This is a genomic window from Specibacter sp. NPDC057265 (assembly GCF_042668835.1).
Taxonomy (GTDB): domain Bacteria; phylum Actinomycetota; class Actinomycetes; order Actinomycetales; family Micrococcaceae; genus Specibacter.
Map to the genome: position 1 here is coordinate 19,986 of NZ_JBHUYE010000011.1, position 24,651 is coordinate 44,636.

General features: G+C 64.7%; 23 protein-coding genes. 7 read left to right on the forward strand and 16 right to left on the reverse strand.

Going from position 1 to position 24,651, the window contains the following annotated elements:
* Positions 1–127 precede the first annotated feature (127 nt).
* Positions 128–1,756, reverse strand: coding sequence for a methyltransferase (locus ACFUCV_RS09615; protein WP_380814994.1), 1,629 nt, complete (start codon positions 1,754–1,756; stop codon positions 128–130).
* A 57-nt stretch (positions 1,757–1,813) separates the two neighbouring features.
* Entirely contained in the window at positions 1,814–2,707 is an 894-nt protein-coding gene (locus ACFUCV_RS09620) for a rhodanese-related sulfurtransferase (RefSeq protein WP_380814996.1), read from the reverse strand.
* Positions 2,708–2,781: 74 nt separating this feature from the next.
* Between ACFUCV_RS09620 and ACFUCV_RS09625 the strand changes: the two genes are divergently transcribed.
* Together ACFUCV_RS09625 and ACFUCV_RS09630 are read left to right on the forward strand one after the other, a co-directional pair.
* Positions 2,782–3,498 (forward strand): GNAT family N-acetyltransferase, encoded by a 717-nt coding sequence (locus ACFUCV_RS09625; RefSeq protein ID WP_380814998.1) that lies wholly within the window; start codon positions 2,782–2,784, stop codon positions 3,496–3,498.
* Between the two features lie 99 nt (positions 3,499–3,597).
* Positions 3,598–5,925: a DEAD/DEAH box helicase gene (locus tag ACFUCV_RS09630; RefSeq protein ID WP_380815000.1), complete on the forward strand. Its 2,328-nt coding sequence runs from the start codon at positions 3,598–3,600 to the stop codon at positions 5,923–5,925.
* Here ACFUCV_RS09630 and ACFUCV_RS09635 read toward each other — a convergent pair.
* The 7 genes from ACFUCV_RS09635 to ssd form a co-directional block, all read right to left on the reverse strand.
* Positions 5,922–6,287, reverse strand: a complete 366-nt coding sequence (locus ACFUCV_RS09635; protein ID WP_380815002.1) for an Rv3654c family TadE-like protein — start codon at positions 6,285–6,287, stop codon at positions 5,922–5,924. The genes ACFUCV_RS09630 and ACFUCV_RS09635 overlap by 4 nt on opposite strands.
* On the reverse strand, positions 6,274–6,612 hold the full coding sequence (locus ACFUCV_RS09640) for a TadE family type IV pilus minor pilin (protein WP_380815004.1): 339 nt from the start codon (positions 6,610–6,612) through the stop codon (positions 6,274–6,276). The genes ACFUCV_RS09635 and ACFUCV_RS09640 overlap by 14 nt, the downstream gene beginning before the upstream one ends.
* A gap of 74 nt (positions 6,613–6,686) precedes the next feature.
* Positions 6,687–6,977 carry a DUF4244 domain-containing protein gene (locus ACFUCV_RS09645; RefSeq protein ID WP_380815006.1) on the reverse strand — a complete coding sequence of 97 codons (291 nt, stop codon included), beginning with the start codon at positions 6,975–6,977 and terminating at the stop codon, positions 6,687–6,689.
* Positions 6,978–7,230: 253 nt separating this feature from the next.
* Complete coding sequence (locus ACFUCV_RS09650) at positions 7,231–7,812, reverse strand: type II secretion system F family protein (RefSeq protein WP_380815007.1); 582 nt, start codon at positions 7,810–7,812, stop codon at positions 7,231–7,233.
* Between the two features lie 2 nt (positions 7,813–7,814).
* Positions 7,815–8,702 carry a hypothetical protein gene (locus tag ACFUCV_RS09655; protein WP_380815009.1) on the reverse strand — a complete coding sequence of 296 codons (888 nt, stop codon included), beginning with the start codon at positions 8,700–8,702 and terminating at the stop codon, positions 7,815–7,817.
* Complete coding sequence (locus ACFUCV_RS09660) at positions 8,699–9,955, reverse strand: TadA family conjugal transfer-associated ATPase (protein WP_380815011.1); 1,257 nt, start codon at positions 9,953–9,955, stop codon at positions 8,699–8,701. The genes ACFUCV_RS09655 and ACFUCV_RS09660 overlap by 4 nt, the downstream gene beginning before the upstream one ends.
* Positions 9,933–11,108 carry a septum site-determining protein Ssd gene (gene ssd, locus ACFUCV_RS09665; protein WP_380815013.1) on the reverse strand — a complete coding sequence of 392 codons (1,176 nt, stop codon included), beginning with the start codon at positions 11,106–11,108 and terminating at the stop codon, positions 9,933–9,935. Before ssd ends, ACFUCV_RS09660 begins: the two co-directional genes overlap by 23 nt.
* Positions 11,109–11,227: 119 nt before the next feature.
* Here ssd and ACFUCV_RS09670 point away from each other — a divergent pair, with 119 nt between their 5' ends.
* On the forward strand, positions 11,228–12,931 hold the full coding sequence (locus ACFUCV_RS09670; protein WP_380815015.1) for a bifunctional 3'-5' exonuclease/DNA polymerase: 1,704 nt from the start codon (positions 11,228–11,230) through the stop codon (positions 12,929–12,931).
* 6 nt (positions 12,932–12,937) lie between these two features.
* Here the strand turns inward: ACFUCV_RS09670 and ACFUCV_RS09675 are convergent, their stop codons facing one another.
* The 3 genes from ACFUCV_RS09675 to ACFUCV_RS09685 are packed head-to-tail and all read right to left on the reverse strand — an operon-like array spanning position 12,938 to position 15,717.
* Positions 12,938–13,600 (reverse strand): NUDIX hydrolase, encoded by a 663-nt coding sequence (locus ACFUCV_RS09675; protein WP_380815016.1) that lies wholly within the window; start codon positions 13,598–13,600, stop codon positions 12,938–12,940.
* On the reverse strand, positions 13,597–14,412 hold the full coding sequence (gene nth / locus ACFUCV_RS09680) for an endonuclease III (protein ID WP_380815018.1): 816 nt from the start codon (positions 14,410–14,412) through the stop codon (positions 13,597–13,599). Before nth ends, ACFUCV_RS09675 begins: the two co-directional genes overlap by 4 nt.
* Positions 14,413–14,415: 3 nt before the next feature.
* Positions 14,416–15,717 carry a hypothetical protein gene (locus ACFUCV_RS09685; protein WP_380815020.1) on the reverse strand — a complete coding sequence of 434 codons (1,302 nt, stop codon included), beginning with the start codon at positions 15,715–15,717 and terminating at the stop codon, positions 14,416–14,418.
* 350 nt (positions 15,718–16,067) lie between these two features.
* Between ACFUCV_RS09685 and acs the strand changes: the two genes are divergently transcribed.
* Entirely contained in the window at positions 16,068–18,044 is a 1,977-nt protein-coding gene (gene acs / locus ACFUCV_RS09690) for an acetate--CoA ligase (RefSeq protein WP_380815022.1), read from the forward strand.
* A gap of 79 nt (positions 18,045–18,123) precedes the next feature.
* On the forward strand, positions 18,124–18,576 hold the full coding sequence (gene aroQ, locus ACFUCV_RS09695) for a type II 3-dehydroquinate dehydratase (protein WP_380815024.1): 453 nt from the start codon (positions 18,124–18,126) through the stop codon (positions 18,574–18,576).
* A gap of 28 nt (positions 18,577–18,604) precedes the next feature.
* Here aroQ and ACFUCV_RS09700 read toward each other — a convergent pair whose 3' ends face one another.
* Positions 18,605–19,789, reverse strand: coding sequence for a MarP family serine protease (locus tag ACFUCV_RS09700; protein WP_380815026.1), 1,185 nt, complete (start codon positions 19,787–19,789; stop codon positions 18,605–18,607).
* Positions 19,790–20,027: 238 nt separating this feature from the next.
* Here ACFUCV_RS09700 and ACFUCV_RS09705 point away from each other — a divergent pair, with 238 nt between their 5' ends.
* Positions 20,028–20,705 carry a Crp/Fnr family transcriptional regulator gene (locus tag ACFUCV_RS09705; RefSeq protein ID WP_038465875.1) on the forward strand — a complete coding sequence of 226 codons (678 nt, stop codon included), beginning with the start codon at positions 20,028–20,030 and terminating at the stop codon, positions 20,703–20,705.
* 110 nt (positions 20,706–20,815) lie between these two features.
* Here ACFUCV_RS09705 and ACFUCV_RS09710 read toward each other — a convergent pair whose 3' ends face one another.
* From ACFUCV_RS09710 to ACFUCV_RS09720, 3 genes are read right to left on the reverse strand one after another with little or no spacing between them, the layout of a single operon-like run.
* Entirely contained in the window at positions 20,816–21,760 is a 945-nt protein-coding gene (locus tag ACFUCV_RS09710; protein ID WP_380815028.1) for an NUDIX hydrolase, read from the reverse strand.
* Positions 21,744–22,229, reverse strand: coding sequence for a RidA family protein (locus tag ACFUCV_RS09715; protein ID WP_380815030.1), 486 nt, complete (start codon positions 22,227–22,229; stop codon positions 21,744–21,746). The genes ACFUCV_RS09710 and ACFUCV_RS09715 overlap by 17 nt, the downstream gene beginning before the upstream one ends.
* A gap of 2 nt (positions 22,230–22,231) precedes the next feature.
* On the reverse strand, positions 22,232–22,387 hold the full coding sequence (locus ACFUCV_RS09720) for a hypothetical protein (RefSeq protein ID WP_380815032.1): 156 nt from the start codon (positions 22,385–22,387) through the stop codon (positions 22,232–22,234).
* Between the two features lie 36 nt (positions 22,388–22,423).
* Here ACFUCV_RS09720 and ACFUCV_RS09725 point away from each other — a divergent pair, with 36 nt between their 5' ends.
* The gene (locus ACFUCV_RS09725) at positions 22,424–24,646 is read left to right on the forward strand and encodes a transglycosylase domain-containing protein (protein WP_380815033.1); all 2,223 of its coding nucleotides are present in this window, start codon (positions 22,424–22,426) and stop codon (positions 24,644–24,646) included.
* Positions 24,647–24,651 lie beyond the last annotated feature (5 nt).

The window sequence follows — 24,651 nt, forward strand, 5'->3', positions numbered from 1 at the left end:
ACTCCTACAGGGAATGAAAATGGGACGAACGCACGCCCCCAAGAGCCTAGTTCACCATATTTTTACCTTGAACGCGTATTGCGGGGGAAACCCGGCCGGCAAACAGGCGCTGCGCAAAGCGGTTCTTTCAGCTCCCTCCAAGCCCCGCATCCGGGTGCAGAAAGCCATCGAGCACCAAATTACGCACCTCGGCCGCGAGCGCCTCCACAAAGTGCGCATCACCGCGTTCGAGCAGCACCGCCAGGGCCCCAATGATCTGTCCCACACTGAGCTCGCCGTCGCAGGCGGAGACAAATCCGGCCAATTCCGTGCTCAGGAGATTGGTCCGGCGCAGGCCTGCCCCTTGGCGCAGCAAAATCACCCCGGGATGCTCGGCCCCGGGCCGCTGGTGGCGTTCCTCGGTCACATCCCCGGCCACCAAAAGATGAACCTGGCTCAGGTCCGGGTTTTGCTTCAGCCACAGCGCACGGTCCAGGGCGTCGGCCAGGCGGGGGCCCACGGGCTGTTCAATGGGGTACAGGATTTCCTCAAAGCGCGCAGCTGCCGCACTTTCCCCTTCGGTGGGGCGGCGCAGCATGATGTAGCCAAAACCAATTGCCGCGACATCCCGGGAGGCGAAGTCCAGCAGATATTCCTCATATGCTGCGGCGTAGGCGGTGGCATCCCGGCCCTGGGAGGCATCCTGCAGCCAGGTCTGTGCATAAGCACCCGGTGACACCTGCTCGCGCTGGATGAACCAGGCCTCCGTGCCGGTCGCCAGCCACTGTGCGGGGCGGCTGTGCCACGGCATCACCGTGCCGCCGTCGGACGGGATTTCCCAGTTGCCCAGCATTTGGGCGGTTCCGCCGGGGCTAAGAATGTCAGGCAGCTGGCGCACCAGGGATTCCACAATGGCATCGCCGGCCAATCCGCCGTCACGGTAGGTGAACTGTTCGCTGCTTTGCTCGCCCTGCCGGCGCGGGGTGATGACAAACGGCGGGTTGGAGACCACCAGGTCAAAGCGTTCCCCGGCCACTGGTTCCAGCAGGCTGCCCAGACGCAGGGACACCCGGGCGGCTGTGTTGCCGGCGTCAAAATCGGTGGGGGAAAGTCCCAGGGCAGGGGCGTTGAGCGCCAGGTTGAACCGTGTGAAAGCCAGGGCACGTTCGGAAATGTCGGTGGCCACCACGGATTCGGCATGGTGGAGCAGATGGAAAAGCTGGATGCCGCAGCCGGTTCCCAGATCCAGCGCCCGCTTCACCGGCCGGCGCATGGTGCCTTGGGCCAAGGTGAGCGAGGCCTGCCCAATCCCCAGCACGTGGTCCTTGTGCAGAACGCCCGGGCGCTGATGGGCGCCAAGGTCGCTGGCCACCCACAAATTTGTGTCCTGCCCCTGGTCCTCGGCAGCCGGCCAGCCGTAGGGGCGGAGGTCGACGGCGGCACGCACCTGCCCCTGCTCCCCCGTCCCTTCAATCAGGCCCAGTTCCATCACGTCCGGCCAGCTGGTGGGCAGCGCCAACTCCAGTTCGCGCCCGCTGATGCTCTGCGCCAACAGCCAGAGCCTGATGAGGCTGGCGAGGGCGGTGCTGGTGCCGCGCAAAACCATTGCCGCGTGGACTGTCTGGTCCCGGGCCAGGGCCTGGTTCGCTTCCTCGCCCAGAAGCTCCGCCACGCCGTCGACCGTATAGTCTGCCGCCAGCAAATCCTGGGCCAGAGCCGCTACAAGGGCGGGTTTGTCACTGCGTGGAGCGTGGGGCACGGTGGCGAAGTCAGTCATGGAACAAGCCTAGCCAGTTGCCCGGACCGAAGCGGCCCCGGGGGCAACCTGGCACCTCTAGCCGGTGCAGCCCTGCGGGCAGAGCAGGGTCTCCGGCGCGCTGGCGCACTGGGCACAATACAGGTTGAGGTTGCGGCAGCCGGGGTTGGAACAGTTTTCAAACTTGTTGCTGGGATGGTCGCAGCGGATGCAGTGGCCCAATTGCCGGGCCTCCTCGCTGAATTCCATGTGCATGCGCTTGTCAAAGACGTACAGCGAACCCTCCCACAGGCCCTGGTCCTTGAAGGTTTCCCCGTACCGCACGATCCCGCCGTCGAGCTGGTAGACCTCCTTGAAGCCGCGGTTGACCATGAGCGAGCTTAGGACCTCGCAGCGGATGCCGCCGGTGCAGTAGGTGACCACGGGCTTGTCCTTGAGGTCATCATATTTGCCCGAATCCAGCTCTTTAATGAAATCGTGGGTGGTGTCCACGTCCGGGACAATGGCGTCCTTGAACTTTCCAATTTGTGCCTCGAACGCGTTGCGGCCGTCAAAAAACACCACGTCCTCGCCCTTGGCTTCCCGCTCGGCGACAAGTTCGTGCAGTTCCTCGGGCTTAAGGTGGGTGCCGCCGCCCACCACGCCGTTTTCATCCACCTTGAGTTCCCCGGGTGCGCCAAAGCTGACAATTTCCTCGCGGGCCTTCACGCTCAGGCGGGGGAAGTCATCGCCGCTGCCCTCGGACCATTTGATGTCCATGCCCTTGAAGCCGGGGTATTCACGGGTGGTCTTCAAGTACTGTTTAAGGTCCTTGATGTTTCCGCCGACAGTGGCGTTAATGCCGTCCTTGGAAATGATGATGCGCCCCTTGAGGCTGAGCTTTTCGCACAGCGCGCGCTGCCAAAGCTTGATTGCTTCGGGATCGCTAAGGGGTGTGAAGCCGTAAAAGAGCACAATTTTGTTCATTGACACGCATTAAAGCCTACTTCGTGGAGCCAAATGCCTCCCCAGGGCCCAGCCCAGTGTCCGTGGCATAGGCTGGGAATATGACTGTCACAGCGAGCGAGCTGCAAAAGCATGCAGCGGCATGGTTTGCCGGTTGGAGCGCGCTGCGTAGTTACCAGACCACCTCGGGGCCCGGTTTCAGCGCGGCCCTGCGCCTGGACAGGGGCCCTGAATGGGAGTACTTCAGCTGTGACCCCTCGCGGCAGGCATTCGCGGCCGTTGCCGCCGAGGCAGCTGCCGCGACCGCCCGGCACACCCTGTGCGTCATTGGCCCCAAAGTGCACAGCTACGTCAAAATGGCCCATGCGGCGGGGCTGGGCATGGTCTCCACCTCTGAACATTTCATGGTCTGCTCCATGGACGGCCAGGACACCCAGGAACCATTCCTGGGTGACCCGGAATTATCCCTGGTGGTCAAACGGCTTGGCGGCCGTCACAGCGCATCCGTCTGTCAGGAACGTTTTTCAGCCGCCATCATGCGCGGGGAGACCCTGCTGGCCAGCGGAAGCGTAGCCATCCACGGCGACTACGCCGTCTTTGATTCACTGCAAACAGTTCCGCAACACCGCCGGCAGGGCTATGGGCTGCTCATGATGCAGACCTTGGCTGCCCGGGCCAAGGCGCACCCCGTCACCACGGGGGTGGTCCTCGCCAGCACCGACGGCCAACGGTTGTACCGCAAGCTGGGCTGGCGTTCCCTGGGCACCATGACGGTGCTGGTCCCCCGGGCCCGGCTGGCGGAGCTTGCCCAGCATTGACGCGGCCCTGGCTTGGTGCCGCAGGAACCGGCAATTGAAAGGGCCTTGGCGAGGGCTTGAACGGTCAGCGCCCACATGGCGCGGTGGCACAATGATGGGGTGTCCACAAACGATTCGCTGATCTCGCTGCTGGGCGGCGGCTCGGCCCCTCCCCAGCTGCAGCACGTTCGCCGCATCCCGGCACGCGCGGCAGTGCATGAGCCCTGGCCTGCGTGGGCGCATCCTGACATTGTGGGCGCCTATTCACACCTCGGCGTGGACCAGCCCTGGCGGCACCAGCTGGCGGGTGCCCAGGCGGCGCATCAAGGTGAACACACAGTCATTGCCACCGGCACGGCGTCGGGGAAGTCCCTGGCCTACCAGCTGCCGGCCTTGGATGCGATCCACCGGGCCGCGCTGCGGGTGGCGGAAAATCCGGGCCTGCTCGAAAGCGGGGGGGCTGTGGCGCTGTACCTCTCCCCCACCAAGGCGCTCGCGGCTGACCAGCTCGCGGCCCTCAACTCCCTGAATCTGCCCACCCTGCGGGCCGCCACCTACGACGGGGACACCGCGCCGGCAGATCGGCGCTGGATCCGCGACCACAGCAACTTCATCCTCTGCAACCCCGACATGCTCCACTTCGGCGTCCTCCCCAACCACAGCTGGTGGGCGCGCTTTTTCAAACGTCTGCAGTTTGTCATCATTGACGAAGCCCACAGCTACCGCGGGGTATTCGGCTCCCATGTGGCAGTGCTGCTGCGGCGCCTGCGGCGCATATGCACCCACTACGGCGCCAGCCCGGTCTTCATAGGAGCCTCCGCCACCTCCGCAGACCCGGGAGCCTCCTTTGCCCGGCTCATTGGTGCGCCGGTTACCACCATCAGCGAAGACCATTCGCCCCATGGTGCAACAACGGTGGCCCTGTGGGAACCGGAACTGACGGACTTCAAGGGCGAGAATGGGGCCAAATCCCGCCGCACAGCCATTGCCGAGACCTCCGATCTGCTGGCCAACCTGGTCAGCTCCCATGTGCGCACCATTGCCTTCATCAAGTCCCGCCGCGGCGCTGAAACCATCTCCGCCATCACCAAACGGCTCCTGGACGACGTCGATCCAAGCCTTCCACACCGGGTGGCCGCCTACCGCTCCGGCTACCTGCCCGAAGAACGACGGGAGCTGGAAAGGGCGCTTCGCGCCGGGGAGCTTTTGGGGATTTCCAGCACCTCCGCCCTGGAGCTGGGCATTGACATCTCCGGCCTTGACGCGGTCCTGGTGGCTGGGTGGCCGGGTACGCGGGCGTCCTTTTTTCAGCAGATCGGCCGGGCCGGCAGGTCGGGCCAGGATGCGCTGGCCGCCTTTGTGGCCAGCGACGACCCCTTGGACACCTTCCTGGTCCACCACCCGGAGGCCATTTTTGACCGCTCCGTGGAAGCCACCGTCTTTGACCCGGCAAATCCTTATGTGCTGGGCCCGCACCTGTGTGCCGCCGCAGCCGAAATGCCGCTGACCGTCCAGGATCTCTCCTTGTTTGATGCGAGCACCCCGGCGCTCCTGGCCCAGCTGGTGGCCCAGGGTTATCTGCGGCGGCGGCCCGCCGGCTGGTTTTGGACGCATCCGCAAAGTGCCGCGGCCTTGGTGAATTTGCGGGAGGACGGTGGCGGGCCCATCAATATCATCGAGGCCGACACGGGGGCCCTGCTGGGCACCATGGGCTCGCCCCAGTCCCACTACCAGGCGCATACGGGCGCCGTTTACGTCCACCAGGGCACGTCCTATGTGGTGCTGGAGCTCAATGAGGCCGACCACTGTGCCCTGGTGCGCCGCGGGACCCCGGATTTTTACACCACGGCCCGTGACGTGACTCAAATTGAAGTGGTGGAGTCGGAACGGCATGAACTGTGGGGTCCGGTGGAAATGCACTTTGGCCAGGTGCAGGTCCGCACGCAGGTGGTCTCCTTCCAACGCAAGGCACTCATTTCCAATGAGGTGCTGGGGGAAGAACCGTTGGAGTTGGAGGCCCGGGACCTGTTTACAAAGGCCGTCTGGTTCACCCTGGACAATGCCACCATGCTGGCCGGCGGACTCAGCGAACCCGAATTTCCCGGTGCCCTGCACGCGGCGGAACACGCAGCCATTGGGCTGCTCCCACTGGTGGCTTCCAGCGACAGATGGGATGTTGGCGGTGTTTCCACGGCGTTGCACGCCGACACCGGGCAGCCGACGGTTTTTGTCTACGACGGCCATCCCGGTGGTGCCGGGTTTGCCGAGCGTGGCTTTGACATGGCCCGGGTTTGGCTCAAGGCCACCCTGGACGCCATTGCCGCTTGCGAATGCCGGTCGGGATGCCCGTCCTGTGTGCAGTCCCCCAAATGCGGGAACAAGAACAACCCCCTGGACAAGGCCGGTGCGGTGCTGTGGCTTAAGACCGTGCTCAGTCACGCCCCCTAGGGACGGCCCGGCAGGACCGCGTCCGAGGGCGGCCCGGCCCTGGCCACTGCCGACGCCGGCCAGGGAAACGGCGTGGTTACGGATACGTGGATTTGGACGGAAAGATCCCCCGCCAAGGCGCATGATTCCAGTGCCGCACCATTGCGTGCTGCCGTCTGGGCCGCCACGGCACATGGATCACCCGCTGCCAGGCCGCGGTAAACATCCGCCGCAGCCAGCGCCGCCAGATCCGCCGCCTTGGCGGCCCTCGCCGCAGCCACTGCGGCCTGGCCCAAACCCAGCAGCAGCCCCATGAGCAAAAGCATGGCCAAGGCCAATCCTGCCGCCAACGCAGTGCCGGCCCCGGACTCAGCGCTCTCCACGGGGTCCGGCCTCTTCAGTGTGTGCAGTGGCGCGGGCGGTTTGTTCCCAAGGAACCAGTCCGGACAGCACGCCGCCGGCGCGCCCTTGAACCGTCACGGAGGCATATGCGCCCTCATGCGCCAAGGAGACGGCAGTGCCCTGTCCGGCGAGCCGGGTGACGGTGTCCACCACCTGCGCGGAGGAATCCCCTCGTGCCAGCGCGCGGGCCCCGGCCCGCGCGCCCTCCTCCAAGCGAAGCTGCAGCATTCCGGCCGAGACCGCAAGCAGCAACAACGCCAGCAGCGCGGTGACGGCGGGCAACACCACGGCCAGTTCAGCCGTCACCGATCCCCTTTCAGCGGCAACCGGCCACCGTGCACCATTTCTGCCTGTCCGCACCTTCATGGCATTGCCGGCCGCTACATGCTTAAAGCCGTGCGGATGATGTTCAAAAGGAAGCCACGCACCTCGTCGCTTTTGAGAATCACCACCAAAAGGCCCGCGAAGCCCACGGCGGCGAGGGTGGCAATGGCGTATTCGGCCGTGGCCATGCCAGCCTCCAGACCCCCGCGCAGCCACCTTGAGCGGGCTCGTGGAGGGTGGGGGCCGGGGTTGTTCACTGCCCTGCGCCGGCTTGCACCGGGAAAAATTTCGGTAATGGCGCGGGGAGCTGGCGCCTGAAGCTGCGGCAATGGCTCATGGCTGTTCATGTTTTCCTCCTTGCAGCTGGCGAATCCGCCAGTGAATTCCTTGGTCCATGCCGGGAAGACCGGTACGGCCGCCCCGGCGGTGGCCCTGTTGTGGAAGTGGCGCCACGGTGGGAAAGACCACGGGCCAAGGCTGATAAGGCAACTGTGCCAAGGAGCCCGGGGAGGTGGAAGGTCCTTTTGCTGATTCGGGGACGTCCCTGCGGCCGGCGTCGGCTGTGGGGGAATCGGCCTGCCCGCTCTCCACCTCGAAGCCTTAAAACGCTGGAACCATGGCCAGAACCACGGGCACTATGCCCAGGGCAATGAAGGCCGGCAGGGCACACAGCCCCAGCGGCAAAACCAATTTCACGCCCAGCGTGGCAGCCCGCCTTTCCGCCGCCCTGCCGGCGGCAGTCCTCCCCTGCCGGGCCTGGGCATAAAGCAGCGGAGCCGCGGAAGCGCCCGTGAGGGCGGCAAAGCTCAAGGCTTCATGAATCCCCACAACATCCGGATGCGCCAAATTGCCCTCCCACGCGTTGTTCCACGAGGCACCAATCTCCAGCCCCGCCACCACGCGCAACAGGCAGCCTTGGACTTGCTGCTCCGCCACGGCTGCCACCACCCGCAGTGCCCCCTGCACTGTCAGCCCCGCGTCCAGGCTGGTGCCCAGCAGATCAAGCAGCAGCGGCACCGAAGCAACGGCACCAGGATCCACACCTTCGGTTGCAATCCCGAACCGGCGAACCGCACTTTTGCCGCCACGTGCCGGTGCGCCCGGAACCTTGCTGTGCATTTCCGTTGTGCCCAGAGCCCAGCAACATGCCAAGCCGGCAAGCACAAAGACCAGCAAGGACACTTTCACCTCCTCCCTGCAGCAGCTCTGGGGCCCGCCGTCCGCAACCGAAAGTGATCGGTGTTGTTCGCCCGCGGGGTTTGGGCCGCGGTGGCCATCATGCGTGCCGTCCACGTCCTTCCCGCAAACACCAGGGCCAACCCCACCGCCAGCAACAGCCACCCCTGCGGCCCGCTTACAAGGACAGCGAGGGGATTCACGCCCATAAGCATTCCCAGTCCCAGCCCCAGAAACGGCAGCCAGTTCAAAAGCCGCACGGTGGCCCTGGGACCGGCAAGCGCTGTCTCCCGCAGGGCGGCGGCATCCTGTTCGGCTTCCAGTGTGGCGGCAAACCGCTCCAACACCTGGGCAACGGCTGCGCCGCTGGCCTCACACACCTCGAAGCAGGCAGCCATGTCCAGCCACATGCTTTTTTGTTGGTGGGTCAATCCCCGCTGGAATCGGCCGCCGCTTCCCAGCACCTGGCAGGCGCTGCGCAAAGCCACGGCGGTGGGGAGCCCCAAGGCACTGGCCCGTTCCACTGCATAAATGAGCAGGAGCGTCGCCTCCGGCCCGGCTCCTGCAGGAGTTGCACGTGCAGTGGCCTGGGGGAAGGCGGCAGTATCCGCCGGCTGCCCCGATTGCAGGTCCCGGGGCAGCCGGCGGCCATGTTCGGCCGCCAGGACCTGCCCCAGCGCGCTCCACAGAACCGGCCCGGTGCGCCCGGCCGAGAGCAGTGCGGCCACTTGACGGACCAGACGCGGCAAAGCATCCCGTTCATCCCGTGGGGCACCTGCCCTGCCCCCGGCGCCCCGCGGCGTGGCTTTCAAGGGTCCGACGTCCCCATGCCGTCCCTGGCCGGCAAGGAGGGCGCAGGCTGCGCAGGATAAAAGCAGGAACACGAGGCCATTCATGGCAGGTATCCGTGGTGGCCTGCGCCCCCGCTGAGTGGTGCGGCGCCGTCGAACTTGTCCGCCAGCTTCAGCCGGGCCGCCAACCCGGTCCAAGCAGCTCCCCGTACGGGCCCGAGCTCCGGATGGAGGGTCAGTGCCGGGACCACTTCCAGCCTGCCTTTCTCCAGCTGCACCACGGCAAGTTCGGCCACGATGCGCTTGCCGTTGGCCCGGGATAAATGAATCACGACGTCCAAGGCACTGGCGCCCTGCAGGAAGACCGCTTCCGGTGTCATGGCCGCGAGCGCGCCAAGCGCAGCCAGCCGGGCCGGCACATCCCGGGCACTGTTGGCGTGGATGGTGCCGCCACCGCCGCTGTGGCCGGTGTTCATGGCCATGAGAAGTTCGCGCACTTCCGCACCACGGCATTCGCCCACTATCAGCCGGCCCGGATTCATGCGCAGTGCCTGCCGCACCAGCTCGGCCAAATCCACCGCGCCCGCGCCCTCAGCATTTTCGTGCCTGGCCTCCAGCGTCACCGCATGGGGGTGGTCGGGTTCCAATTCGGCGGCGTCTTCAATGAGCACCAGGCGTTCGGTGGCAGGGCACAGTCCCAACAGGGCTGAAAGCAAAGTGGTTTTTCCGGCACCGGTGGCCCCGCTGATGAGAAAGTTCAACCGCCGCTTCATCAGAGCTGCCAGCAATTGGGCGAACAAGGGTTCCACACCGCCGGCGTCCACCATTTGCTCCAGGCTGAAGACAGTTCTTCGCTTGATTCGGATGGAGAGCAGGGTTCCCTTCGTGGAAATGGGCGGCAGCACCGCATGGATGCGGTAGCCGGCGGCCAGTTTTACGTCAACGCAGGGACTGCTTTCGTCCAGACGGCGCCCGCCGCTGGCTACAAGCCGGACGGCCAGCGCCCGAAGTTCCGTTTCATTGCCAAAGCGCACGGCCACTTTTTGCGGACCTGCGCCCCGGTCCTGCCAGACGGAATCGGGTGCATTGACGAAGATGTCGGTGACGGCGGGGTCTTTGACCAAGCCCTGCAAGGGTCCCAGACCATTGAGTTCAGCGGAAATCCGTTCCATGGCGAGCAAGGAACCGGCGGCGCCAAGCAATCTGCCGCTTTCGCGCACGGCCGCCGCCAGCTGCAGTTCCGTGACGGGTCCGGCCTGCGAGAGCACCCGGCGGCGGACCACGTCGAGCAGCTGCGCATCGATGTGGCCCTCCCACGGGCTGGGAGCCGTTCCGTCAGGCGGGGGCTGCGCTGTCATGGTATTCCCGCTTCACGGCAAAGTCAGTGCCGGGTCCTGACATCCATGCCAAAATCCGCCCAAGCAGCATACGTGTCCGGCGCTGTCGCAGCAGTTCCGGAAGACGCTGCGCAGCCATGGTTGCGGCCACCTTGGCCAAGCCCGGCAGGCTCCCTGCCAAAGGCAACTCCACCGCCGCCGCCACCATGGCAGCGTCCACGCCCTCAACCAAAGGTCCGCGCACCACGGCAGCCATGGGCATGGGCGGGCACGCACGCACCACTTCCCGCGCGGCAGCGGCAGCACGGACCTGCCCCGGCAACACCAGCAGCATCCCACTGCAGTACTGGGCAAGCGCATCACAAGCAGTGGGGCTGCGTCCCACATCCACCACCACCAAGCCGTACGCCCCCCGGGCCGCCCGCATGAGTTCGGCGACTGGTGCTGCTGAGGCATTGCCTTGGCCGAAGGAACGGACCCCGTGTTCGGGAGCTGCACTCCATGACAACAGCGAAAAACCCGCCACAGGGGGCAGGGACGCCGCAAGTTGTTCCGGGTTGATGGAGCCCGAGGCCTGAAGCAGGTCCTGCCACCGCAGGCCCGGCAACTCCTGCAGGGACAACGCTGCGGCCAACCCTCCACCCCACGGGTCGCCATCCACCAGCAACGTCCGGGTACCCCTGCGGGCAGCTTCGGCGGCAAGCAAGATGGCCAGCGTTGAGGCCCCTGCGCCGCCACAACCTCCCACCACCCCCACCACCCCGGCACCATGGGCGGGGTTGCGCAGGCGGCCTAGAAAGTTGGCCAGCCACGGGGCGGAATCAGGCAGAATCGCCACCCTGTCGGCCCCTCTGCGTTCGGCCTGCAGCCAGACTTCTGGGGCATCCGCGGTAAATCCCACCATCACTGTGGGGCCCCGCCAGCCGGCAAGTCCCGCCTGCACTGCGCCGTCCCAGGGGGTCCGTGCATCAATGAGTACGGCAGCGACGTCCTCCCACCGTCCGCCCACGTGCTCCAAAGCACCACCGACTATCAGTTCCACGGCGGCGGCGGCGCTCACCCGCCCCACTTCGCCCTGGAGTTCCACCGAGGTGGAGAGCAACAAGATGGTGGTGTCCCGGCGCGGCAACCACGCCTGTGCCGGGTTGGGCGGCTTTTCGTGTCGGGCTCTCATGCCACTGACCTTGCCCCACATCACCGGGTGGGGCGGCGGTCAACAAGAAACAGTGCAGAAGCCCCAGGATGGCTTTGATTGTGGAGGAAACACGTCCCTGACAGTGGAGAATGGACCGTATGTACGCATTGTTGGCCGCGGGTCCTGCCCCCTCCACCGTGACCCTGCAGCTGCGAAACGCTGACGGCAGCGCTGCCTCGGAGGTGCGTGCCGTGGCGCGGCAGGACCTTGCGGCAACCGTCAGCGGCGTGGAGGCGTCACACCAGCCGCGCTGGGTGTGGGACCGCGCCGGGCATTGGTACCCGGAACTTTTGCGGGCCGGGGTGCGCGTGGAAAAGTGCCACGACCTGTCCTTGTGCCAGAACATCCTGCGGCATTCCGAATATGCCGCCAGGACCGGATACCGTGCCGCTGCCGCTGAGGTTCCGCCGGAGCGGGAATCCGCCCGGGCCGGAACATTCAAGGATCCGGCGCAGGAGAGCCTCTTTGAAACACCGGACACCTCCGTGAAGGCCCCGCAGTGGGGCCTGGAGGCAGTGGCCCAGGAACTCCGGGAGCAGCGCAACGCCATTGCCTCCTCCACACACCCGGCACGCCTGGAGCTTTTGCTCAGTGCAGAATCCGCCGGCGCCTTGGTGGCTGCGGAGATGCATTATGAAGGCATCCCCTGGCGGGAGGAGCTGCACAGGAAACTGCTGGATGACCTGCTGGGGCCCGAACCCACTGACTTGAGCCGGCCCGCCAAGCTGGAGGAACTGGCGGAGCAGCTGCGCGCCGCCCTGAACGCACAGTCGCTGAATCCGGACTCGTCCCAAGACCTCATGCGTGCCCTGCACCGGGCGGGCATTGAGGCCAAGTCCACGCGCAGCTGGGAATTGCAGCAATTCCACCATCCTGCCATTGAGCCGTTGCTGCGCTACCGCAAACTCAGCCGGCTTTACACCACCAATGGCTGGAACTGGCTGCGGCAATGGGTGCGGGAAGACCGCTTCCACTCCGAATACGTGGTGGGGGGCGTGGTGTCCGGGCGGTGGGCATCGCGTGGCGGCGGTGCCATGCAGATCCCTGCACAAATCCGTGGTGCGGCCGTGGCCGATTCCGGCCACACCTTCATCGTTGCCGATGCCGCGCAGCTGGAACCCCGGGTGCTGGCGGCACTGGCCCAGGATTCCGCCATGGCAGCCGCGGGCAGCGATGCCGCAGGCCACAGCAAGGACCTGTACGCCGGCATTGCCGCCCAGGGCTTTGGCGGGGACCGCAGTCTGGCCAAGATGGCTTTGCTGGGTGCCATTTACGGGGCCACCTCGGGCGATTCCGGAAGGTTGGTGCCCCAATTGGTGCGCATGTACCCCCGCGCCCTGGAATTCGTCGAACAGGCCGCACGCACCGGGGAGCGCGGTGGCAGCCTCACCACGCACTTGGGCCGCAGCACCCCGCCGCCGGCGCAGGATTGGTGGGACAGCCAGCGCAGCAGCACTGCCCAGGAGCAACGCCGCGCGGAGACGGCTGCCCGTTCCCGCGGGCGTTTCACCCGCAATTTTGTGGTGCAGGGAACGGCTGCCGAATGGGCCTGCTGCTGGTTGGCTGATTTACGACGCCGTTTGCGCGCCTACGCGCGTTCCTCCCCACTGCCCGGCACACCGCAGCTGGTGGCTTTTTTGCATGATGAGGTGGTGGTGCACTGCCCGGACGCCATGGTTGCGGATGTCACTGCCATGGTGCATGAGTCGTCACGAACCGCCACTTGGCTGTTGTTCGGGGCCATCCCCCTGGAATTCCCCGTCAATGCCACGGTGGTGCGGTGTTATGCGGACGCCAAATAGCCGGCGCTAAAGGGGCGCCGGGATCTCGCACCCCGGGTCCCATGGCACAGCCCACCCCAGCTCTTCAAAGACGTGGTGCAGAATGCCTGCGGTGAATCCCCACACCACCACGTTGTTCACGGTGAACGCCGGCCCACGGTATGTTTGCCCGCCACGTTGGAGCACTGTGGTGACCCGGTTGCGCGGATCCAGCAAATCCCGCACCGGAACACGGAACACCTGGGCCGATTCCCCGTAGTCCACAACATCCACGGGTGTCTGCCTGGCCCACCAGCCCACCACGGGGGTGACCAGGAAGTTGCTCACGGGCAGCGGCAACGCCGGCAGGGTGCCCAACACTTCAACGCCCTGGGGATCCAGCCCCGTCTCCTCATGGGCCTCACGCAGGGCAGCGGCAACCACTGAATCATCCTGCGGATCCACGCCGCCGCCGGGAAAGGCCACCTGCCCTGGATGGTCATTGAGGGTGCTGGCCCGCTCAATGAGCAAAACGTCCAAATCGGCGGAAATGAGGGGCCGGTCCGAGCTTGCCGGCAAGTTGTCCAACACACCGAAAAGCATGAGCACAGCCGCCGGCCGGGCGCGGCCGGCATCCATGCCGCTGGGCCACAGCGGCCGTGCCTGCGCTGCCTTGGCGGCGAGCGCCACAAGATCGGCGTAGGCGCTCATGTGCGCGGTCCCGCGCCCTGGCGGGCCGCCAACTGCGATTCCTGCCGGTACCGTGCGGCGTTGCCCACATCGGCGAGCATGCGTGCGTGCAGCTCCTCCTGCCCGGGGGCCAGTTCATATTTGAGCAGCTTTGCAGCCTTCACCGGATCCACTTCCCCTTCACCGTAGGCGGGACACAGCGCGGCAATGGGGCAGGCTCCGCACGCGGGTTTGCGGGCATGGCAGATGCGGCGGCCGTGGAAAACCACCCGGTGCGAGAGCATGGTCCAGTCCCGCGGTTCGAACAAAGCGGAGACGTCGGCCTCGATCCGCACCGGATCGGTGGATTCGGTCCAGTTGAACCGCCGCGCCAGGCGCATGAAGTGCGTGTCCACCGTGATGCCCGGAATCCCGAAGGCATTGCCCAGCACCACGTTGGCGGTTTTGCGCCCCACCCCCGGGAGTGTGACCAGCGCCGCCAGGGATCCCGGGACCACGCCGTCGTACTCATCCACCAGCCGGTTGGCCAGCGCCAGCAGGTTCGCGGCCTTGGCCCGGAAGAATCCGGTGGAACGGATGATTTCCTCCAATTCCACCGGGGAAGCCTGCGCCATGGCCAGGGGCGTGGGGAAACGGTCAAACAGCACCGCCGTGACGGTGTTGACCCGGATGTCGGTGGTTTGCGCCGACAAGACGGTGGCCACCAACAACTCGAAGGGGTCGCGGAAATCGAGCTCCGCGTGTGCATAGGGGTACAGCTGTGCCAGCCCGCGGTTGATTTTTCGGGCCCGGCGCTTGCGCGCCAGCGCCGTCTCGAAGGCCGGAGCAGGCATCGGCTACTGGCTGTCCGAGGCGCGCTCGATCCCCACCAGATCCAGCAGCAGGCCCGTCTTGCCGTTGCTGTCCTGAACCAGGAAGCTCTCGCCGCGGTCCTCCAATGCCAAAATCCACGCCCCCGGCATGAGTTTGAAAACAAACTGGCGCGTCTTTTCGTCAATCACGTTTTGTGGCCTGTCCACGGCGAACCAGAAAGGCTCGGCCACCGCAGCGGCACGGGCCGGGCTCACGGTTGCGGCAATGCTTTCGCGCTTGGCAGGCTCGCTGCGTTCCTGCACCGGTTCAGCCACCTGGGGGTTCAGCGTGGTGGCCGCACTTTCAGTGGTGCGGGCCGCAGGGGCTGCGGCGTCCGCTGTGCGCCCCGTTGCGGCTGCTGCGGGGGTTGCCGCGGCGGCTGCTGCGGGGGCCCCTGCGGTGTTTCCGGCAGGCTTGCCGGCGGAGGCCGCCGCGGCGTCAGAGACCCGGGGGTGGGCGGCCGTGGGCGCGGCGGTGCCGGCGGCGTTGGCGGCTGGGCTGGCCGCGGACTGGTCCTGGCCTGCACCGGCAGCTGTTGCGCCCGTGCTGGCCCCGGCCGCCTTGGCCGGAGTGAAGATCTGCCCTGCCGGGGAGTTGCCCGCCTGCGGGCCGGCCCAGGCCCCCTGCGTGTTTTGTGCCTGGGGCGCGTTTTGGACAGCGGCCTGTGCGGGGGCGTACTGGTCCTGAGCACCTTGGGCGCCCGTCGCGGGACCGGTCTGGCCACCGGCGTGCGCCTGCGGGGTCACGGGTTTGGGTGCGGACGGGCGCTTGGTGGCGGCTACGGCGTCGCGCGCTGCAACATGGGCTGGAACTTCCACGCGGTTGGCGAAATCAGTGGCAAAGAAGGGAAGCCAGCGGGCGCACACTGTTGCCAGCAACAGGACGAGCGAGCCGATCAGGCCCACCAGGTAAGCCACCTTAAAGTTGCTCACGGTGCCCACAAAGAAGAAGAACGCGGCAAATGCGGCCACTACGGAGGCGAACTGGTCCACGGAGAGCGAGCCAATGCGGATTTTCACCTCGGGGCTCAGCCGGCGGACCAAAAAAAGCGCGGCCACCACCAGCGGCAAAATCACGCCAATGGTGAGGTAGAACAGTCCCGCGACGTTCCACAGGTTCAAATCCCCCGTCAGGGTCTCAATCATCGGCACCACTGAAGCGATGAAGATGATCGCCACTGCGCCCAAAACCACCAGATCGCGCAGGGTCAGCGGGCCGGCAACAGCCGTGCTGGCCGCCCCGGGGGCCTTTGAGGCCTGCGCGGCAGACGTGTGTTGCTGTGTCATGGTCTTACTCCTCTTTGCTCACGATTGCTTCCCAGCCTAGTTAACGCAGCCAAGCAACACTAGCGGGCCACAGGTGAATTGGTGCAAATGGGCGCTCGATGGGCAGATCTGCCCATGCCGGCCAGGGGGTCCTGCCCCCGGCTGGATGCGATTGAGCGCAGATTCCACACCACTGGACCCTGCGCCATGTGACGACGGACACGTCACCGTGTTCAAAGGGCTAGAGTTAAAGTTGGAACAAAATGATGTCCCGGCAGCCCTTCCATGCACCCCCACCCCTGAACCCCGTGGACTGCGTGGAACGTGCCCCAGCGGACATGAGCCAGCATTGCAAAACGAAGGGATATTAGATGTCTGAGGCCACCACCGCAGCGAATGACCAGTCCGGCGAGGCACTGGAAAACCTCTCCACGGAGAACCGCCATTTTGCTCCCAGCGCCGAGTTCGCAGCCGGGGCAGTTGTCCAGGGTGGTGAATATGCAAAAGCCAACTCAGACCGTCCCGCCTTCTGGGGTGAGCAGGCCCGTGAACTTTTGAGCTGGTCCAAGCCCTTCACGAAGACCCTGGACTGGACCAACCCGCCCTTCGCCACCTGGTTCGAGGACGGCGAAATCAATGCCGCCTACAACGCCCTGGACCGCCATGTGGAAGCCGGCAACGGCGATCGCGTTGCCATTTACTTCGAAGGCGAACCCGGCGATACGCGCACCTATACCTACGCGCAGCTCACGGAGGAAGTAAAAAAGGCCGCCAACGCCTTTGAAGCCCTGGGCCTGGTCAAGGGCGACCGGGTGGCCGTGTACCTGCCCATGATCCCCGAAGCCGTCATCACCCTACTGGCCTGCGCCCGCATTGGCGCCATCCACTCGGTGGTCTTTGGCGGCTTCTCCGCCGAAGCGCTGCGCTCACGCATTGACGACGCCCAGGCCAAGCTGGTTGTCACCGCCGACGGGACCTTCCGCCGCGGCAAGCCCAGCCCCCTCAAGCCCGCCGTGGATGAGGCGTTGGCCGCGCCCGGCCACTCGGTGCAGCACGTTGTGGTGGTCAAACGCAACGGCGAGGACGTCAACTGGGTCGCCGGCCGCGACCTGTGGTGGGATGAAACCGTGGCCGTGGCCGCCACCGGGCACACCGCCGTGGGCCACGAAGCCGAGCACCCGCTGTTCATCCTGTACACCTCCGGCACCACAGGCAAGCCCAAGGGCATCCTGCACACCACCGGCGGCTACCTCACCCAGACCGCCTACACGCACCGGGCCGTGTTTGACCTGCACCCGGAGACGGACGTGTACTGGTGCACGGCCGACGTCGGCTGGGTCACCGGCCACTCCTACGTCACCTACGCCCCGCTGATCAACGGCGCAACGCAGGTCATGTACGAGGGCACCCCGGATTCCCCGCACCAGGGCCGCTTCTGGGAGATCGTGCAAAAGTACAAGGTCTCCATCCTGTACACCGCACCCACCGCCATCCGCACCTTCATGAAGTGGGGCGAGGACATCCCCGCCAAGTACGACCTCTCCTCCATCCGCCTGCTCGGCTCCGTGGGCGAGCCCATCAACCCCGAGGCCTGGATGTGGTACCGGCGCGTCATTGGCGGGGACAAGGCGCCCATTGTGGACACGTGGTGGCAGACCGAAACCGGAGCCATCATGGTGGCTCCGCTGCCCGGCGTCACCAGCACCAAGCCCGGCTCCGCCCAGGTCCCCATGCCCGGCATTGCCGTGGACGTGGTGGATGAGCTCGGCGCCTCCGTCCCCCACGGCCATGGCGGCTACCTGACCATCCGCGAGCCCTGGCCGTCCATGCTGCGCGGCATCTGGGGCGACAACGAACGCTACCAGGACACCTACTGGTCCCGCTTTGACAACATGTATTTTGCCGGCGACGGCGCCAAATGGGATGAGGACGGCGATATTTGGCTTTTGGGCCGGGTGGATGACGTCATGAACATTTCCGGCCACCGCCTCTCCACCACTGAAATTGAATCCGCCCTGGTCAGCCATCCCTCGGTGGCGGAAGCGGCCGTGGTGGGCGCCGCGGATGAAACCACCGGCCAGGCAGTGGTGGCGTTTGTGATCCTGCGCGGCTCGGCCGCAGAGGATCCGGACATTGTCACCACGCTGCGCAACCATGTGGGCCGCGAAATTGGACCCATTGCCAAGCCCAAGACCATTCTGGTGGTGCCGGAGTTGCCCAAGACCCGCTCCGGGAAGATCATGCGCCGTTTGCTTAAGGACATTGCCGAGGGGCGTGAGGCAGGGGATTCCTCAACCTTGGCCGACAACACTGTCATGAGCCAGATTGCCGCCTCCTTGAAGGCCTAGCGCAGCCTGTAAGTCACAACAGGCCCGGCCACCGTCATCCGGTGGCCGGGCCTGTTGCCGTGTGGGGCATCATTAAGCCATGACTTCTCCACGCCCGCGCGGCACCCTGTTGATCCTCAATGGCCCCAACCTGAACTTATTGGGCACCCGCGAACCCGGAATCTACGGCACAGCCAGCCTGGCCGACGTCGAACGCCTCACCACCGCCGCTGCCGAGGCCGCCGGGTTCGACGCCACGTGTCTGCAGTCCAACCATGAGGGCGTCCTGCTGGATGCCATCCACGCCGCGCGGGGCACGGCGGCGGGAATCATCATCAATGCCGGCGCCTACACGCACACCTCGGTGGCCCTGCGCGATGCCCTGGCCGCAGTGGAACTTCCAGCCGTGGAGGTGCACATTTCCAATGTCCACCTCCGCGAGGAATTCCGCCACCACTCCTATCTGTCAGCCGTATGCACAGCAGTCATTGTGGGGGCCGGCATTCACGGTTACGAACTGGCCGTGAACTTCTTCGACAAGACGCTCGCGTAAAACACCCGGGGTGGATCAGGCCGCCGGATCAGCCCACCTTGCAGCTGCCGGAGTCCACTTCCCGCTCAAGGGTGGGTGCTGCTTGAATGACCGGGCCGGCCTCTTCCATGGTGAGGGCAAAACCCACCGTGTCGGTGGCGGTGGCCTTGGCGAAAATCACGCCCACCACCTTGCCGCTGGTATCCAGCAGCGGCCCGCCCGAGTTGCCCGATTGAACATTGCCTGCCAGCTGGTAGACATCCACGGGCGAGGGGTTGCCGCTGGCAACGTCAGGCACCAGCATGGGGCCGGAGGAGAGCACGGTGGCCGGCCGCAGCTGCAGGGGCCCGCCCAAAGGGTAGCCGGCAAAAACCGTGCCCGTTTTGGCCGGAACCGTCTGCGCCGCCGGCAGCGGTGCCGCAGCCAAAGAATCCACGGCCAGCACGGCCAGGTCCTGGCCGGAGTCAAAGTAGACCACCCGCGCCGGCAATGCCCCTTGTTCCTGGGTCTGCACCACGGGCTGGGAGACGCCCGCCACCACATGGGCATTGGTCATGACCCGCCCGGGGGAAATGACAAATCCGGTTCCGGTCTGGTTTTGGCCGCATTGAAAGGCGGTGCCGGAAATTTTCATCACCGATTGTGCCGCCGTGTTCAGCGCAGGCGTGTTGGTTTCCCCCTGGGGGGCCGCAACATCAACGTTGCTGCCATCGGGGTTAAGCAGCGCCGGGATGCCCTCTTCCAACACCAGTGAACGCACCTGTGCCACGGCAGCCTTCACAGGGCTGGGGGTCCAGGAATCAATGCGGGAAATGACTTTTGAATCGCTCAATTGCTTGGACACCGCCGGAATGCCCAGGTTGGACACCCCGAAAGCCAGCATGGACAAAATCAATGCCCCCACGCCAAGGTTCAAGGCCCCGCCCAAAATGCGGTTGACGGCCCGGATGGAACCGGATTTCATGGCGCGGCCAATGGCCCTTCCCAACTTGATGCCAAAGGCGTGGCCCACGGCAATGAGCACCACCGTGCCCACAATGACCAAGGTGGTGCGCCAGCCGGGGCTGACTGCTATTTGACTGGCAAGGGGGGCGGCGAAGAACGCGGCCACGGCCCCGGCAATAATTCCCACCAAACCACCCAGGCCCGCCACGAGCCCGGCATTGAGACCATAAATGAATTGCCACAGCAGCCACAAGATCAGCAGCGCATCCAACCATGAGAAACCAAACACCCGTTGCAGCTCCTCCCGGGCCCTCGCCCGCCATTTTTTGGTGCAGGACAAACGCGTCCATTCCGACTGCCAATGCTACCGGCGTGGGTGCGACATTTGCGGGGCTTGGCTCGCAACAAGACTGCCAATATGCTGACAACGTAAGCCGGTAATGCCAAATTGGTCACAAAAACAAAATTCTTCTGAAACAATCATTAATAGGTCTTTACTGAATAGCTACATACTGCAAGGAGTTTTCATGGACATCGAGGTACTGCGCCGGGCCCCCCTTTTCGCCACCCTGGACGACGAGGCATTCCGCCTGCTGACGGACGAACTGGCAGAGGTTGATCTTTCCCGAGGCGCGTCGGTGTTCCGTGAAGGCGATCAGGGCGATCAGCTCTACTTCATCGTTTCCGGCAAGGTCAAGCTGGGCCGCACCTCCTCCGACGGCCGCGAATCCCTCGTGGCCATTCTGGGACCGGGCGAATTGTTTGGCGAAATGGCCCTCTTTGACCCGGCACCGCGGAGCACCACAGCCACTGCCGTCTCGGAGACCCGCCTGGCCGGATTGAAGAACGAATCCCTCAACGCCCTGCTGCGCAACCGTCCCGAGGTGTCCATGCAGCTGCTGCAGGCACTGGCCCGCCGCCTGCGCCGCACCAATGACAACCTCTCCGATTTGGTCTTCTCCGATGTTCCCGGCCGCGTGGCCAAGGCCATCCTGGATTTGGCGGACAGGTTTGGCCGCCCCGCCACCGACGGCATCCTGGTGGCGCACGAGCTCACCCAGGAGGAGTTGGCCCAGCTGGTCGGCGCGTCCCGCGAGACCGTCAACAAGGCCCTGGCTGAGTTTGTCCAGCGCGGCTGGCTTCGCCTGGAAGCCCGTGCAGTGGTGATTTTGGACGTCAACCGTTTGCGCCAGCGCTCACGCTAGAAAAAACATTTATCCAGCTGAAGCAAACAAACGGCCCGGTCAACATGACCGGGCCGTTTGGGTTTAACGTCCATTCACCCCGCGCCTTGGGCAGCGGGTCCTGCCGGCCCCTACCGCTCGCGGCAGGGAGCCCCCTCGGAAAGGGGTGCGGTCGCCACTTCCAGGCTGAAGGTGCTCCCCGCCCCGGCAACGAGTTTGGGCTGGTATTCATTAATGGCGCGTGTGTGGTTGAGGTAGGCAATGCAGCCGCGCGCGGCGGCGATCTTCTCCAGAATGATCTCCACGCTGGGCACCAGCAGTTCCCCCAGCACCACCCCGCGGGTGGCCGGCAAATTGATCTCGTCACCCAGTGCGCTGTTGTGGCGGTCCTTCAAAACCTCCGCGGCGGTGACCCACCGCCCCCACAACCCCTTGTTTTCCAGCAGCGACGCCTCCTGGTTTACCGGGTTGGCTGCCGCAAAGTAACGGGTGTCAAAGCGTCTGTGGGCAAAATCCGGGCTGGTCCAGTGGCTCAGGGATTTCAACAGATCGGTGCGCAGCACCAGTCCATAGCGTTTTAGCACCGAGGCGAAGGTGTTTTCCTGGCTCGCAATGGACACGCGGGCACGCATCCATTCAGGACCCGAATTTCCTTCCACCAGCGAGGAGGCATCCGGGCCGGCCAGCAATATGCCGGTTTCTTCGAACAATTCCCGGATGGCCGCAACCACGTGGCGTTTCGCCAGGCCAATGTCGGCGGTGCCCAAATTTTTGGCCCACGCCGCCGGTGCGGGGCCCGCCCAGTCGGTGACGTCGTCGTCGGCCGCTTCCACGGTGCCGCCCGGGAAAGCAACGGGACCCAGCGGCGAACCGCCTGAGCGATACGTCATGAAGGTCTGCAGACCCCCGGGGCTGTCTTTAAGCAGCACCACCGAGGAGGCCTGGCGGGGTTTGCGGGGGGTGTGCTCGCCGAACTCGACCCAGGCCAGCGCGGCTTCGCGCTGGTCCGGGTTAAGCGGAAAGAGCCGCTTTCCCGCGGGCCGGAAGCCCGCAGGGGTGCTACTGGAATTCGGCAATCAGTTCAACTTCCACGGGGGAATCCAGGGGCAGCACTGACACTCCGACGGCGGAGCGTGCGTGGATGCCTGCCTCACCAAATACTTCACCAAGAAGCTCGGAAGCTCCATTAATGACACCAGGCTGGCCGGTGAAGGACGGATCGGAGGCCACGAAGCCCACCACCTTGACAATGCGGGTGACACGGTCCAGGTTGCCAATGACGTTTTTCAGGGCGGCCAGGGCATTGATGGCGGAGGTTGCGGCGAGGGATTTTGCGTCCTCAGCTGAAACCTGCCCGCCCACCTTCCCCGAAGCTGGGAGTTTGCCGTCAATAAAAGGCAGCTGTCCGGAGGTGTAGACATGGTTACCGGAAATGACTGCCGGCACGTAGGCGGCCACGGGGGCGGCCACTGCTGGCAGGCTCAGGCCGAGCTCCGCCAGACGGGCTTCAATACGCGAAGTTCCTTGTGCTGATGCGGTTTCCACGCTCACGCCTTCTCACGCTTTAAATAGGCCACAAGCCCGCGTCCCTCGGGTCCGGGAACCACTTGCACCAGTTCCCAACCATCGTCGCCCCAGCTGTCCAGGATCGCCTTGGTGTTGTGGATAATCAGCGGAATTGTAGAGTACTCCCATTTGGTCATACTTCAAAGCGTAGCCCCTGCCGGTAAACTGGAAAAATGGCAGCAACTAAACACCCCATTTTCGACACCGCCACCACATTGGGCAAAGTGGTGGCCTTCCTGGGCATCAGCACCATTTGTGGTGTGCTCGTGGCCGGTCTCATGGTCCCCGCGGTCGCCTTGACGGGTGCCACGGCCACCTCGTCCATCTCCTTCTTTGACGACCTCCCCGATGAGATGACGGTGGGGACGCCGGCACAGTCCTCGAAAATTTTGGCCGCCGATGGTTCCTTGTTGGCAACCTTTTATGATCAGAACCGCATTGAAGTGCCCTTGGAGAACATCTCCCAATATATGCGCGACGCCGTCATAGCCGTGGAGGACTCCCGCTATTACGAGCACGGCGGCATTGACACCCGCGGCCTGGCCCGCGCCGTGGCGTCCATGGCGCAGGGCGGCTCACGCCAGGGCGCGTCCACCATTACGCAGCAGTATGTCAATAACGTGATCATTCAGACGTACGCCGCCAACGGTGAGAACGACAAGATCAAGCTCGGTGGCGACAAGGGCGTGGGTGACAAGGTCCGCGAGATCAAGCTGGCCATCGCCATGGAGAAGAAATACTCCAAGGACGAGATCCTGCAGGGCTACTTGAACTGGGTGCTCTTTGCCAACGGCAACTTTGGTGTTGAATCCGCAGCCGCCTTTTACTTTGGCATCTCCGCCAAGGATTTGAACCCGGCACAGTCGGCCTTGTTGGCAGGGGTGGTCAACGCTCCGGTCACGTACGATCCGGTGGCGAATCCGGAGAACGCCATGGCGCGCCGCAATTTGGTGCTTGATTTGATGCTGGAACAAGGCAAGATCGACGCCGCGCAGCATGATGCGGCCGTGAAATCGGATCTTGGCTTGAAGATCACCCCCAACCGCAACGGCTGCACCACGGCGGTCAGGGCCGAGTACTTCTGCGAGTACGTCAGCAACTTGATCTTGAACGATCCCGCATACGGCGAAACACCGGAGGACCGCGAGAAGCTGCTCAAGCAGGGCGGCCTGACAGTAACCACCACGCTGGATCCGGGACTGCAGGACGCCGCGCAGGTCCAGTTCGCCAATTTCACTCCCGCTGACAACAACCCCGACCGCGTCGGCCAGGGCCTTGTTACGGTACAGCCCGGTTCGGGCAAGATCTTGGCGATGGCACAAAACACCAAGCTGAATGCCCCGGAGGGCCAGTGGAAAACCGACTACAACTTCAACGTTGACAGCGTGGATGCCAATGGCAACCTGCTGGGCGGTTCCGGTGGCTTCGATGTGGGTTCAACCATCAAGCCCTTCACTTTTGCCGAATGGCTCAATGCCGGCAACCGCATCAATGACGTCGTGGACGCCTCCGTGCGCCGTTACCCGGCAGGTTTCAACTGGACGAACAGCTGTGGCACCACCACGGGCATTTATGACAGCACCAACCCCGATGCCACGCCGGACCTGCAAAACGCCGAGGGCGGCTTTTACAGGCGTGTCACTGCCCGCGAGGGTCTCTACAACTCCTTGAACACAGCAACCTTCGCAACAGCTGCGCAGCTGGATATGTGCAACATTCAAAAAATGATGACAGCCACCGGCATTCATCTGGGCAAGGACCCCAACCAGCCCTACAGCCTGGACTATGTCAGCTCCCTACTGGGTTCGGGTGAAGTTGCACCGCTGACCATGGCCACCGCCTTTGCCACCTTTGCCTCCGGCGGGATCAAGTGCAATCCCATTGCCCTGGTCTCCATCAGCAACGCCAAGGGTGATCAGTTCCCCGTCCCTGCCGCCAATTGCCAACAGACAGTCAAACCGGAAGTTGCAGCTGGTGTGACAAGTGTTCTGCAGGAAGTGCTGGTCAGGGGCTCCGGCTACCAAATTCCGCTGCAGTACCCGGCAGCGGCCAAGACAGGTACTACCAACAACTCCGAGCAGACCTGGACGGTTGGCTTCACCAAGGGCCTGTCCACCGCTTCCTGGGTGGGCAGCCCGGAGGAAAAGAGCGCCTCCAACAATGGCAAGCTGATCGCCGGCCAGCGCATCGACTATGTTGATGGGGCCACCTACGCCGGAAAGGCCTGGCAGGGTTACATGAACCAGGTCGGGGGCTTCTACGACGTCAGCGGATTCCCGGCACCGCCGGCCAGCATGGTCAATGCACCGGCACCGGTGGCACCAGCCCCGGCACCCAAAGCCGCTGAACCGGAGAAGAAAGACTCCGACAAGCCAGCCGCGGAGAAGAAGGACTAAGCAGC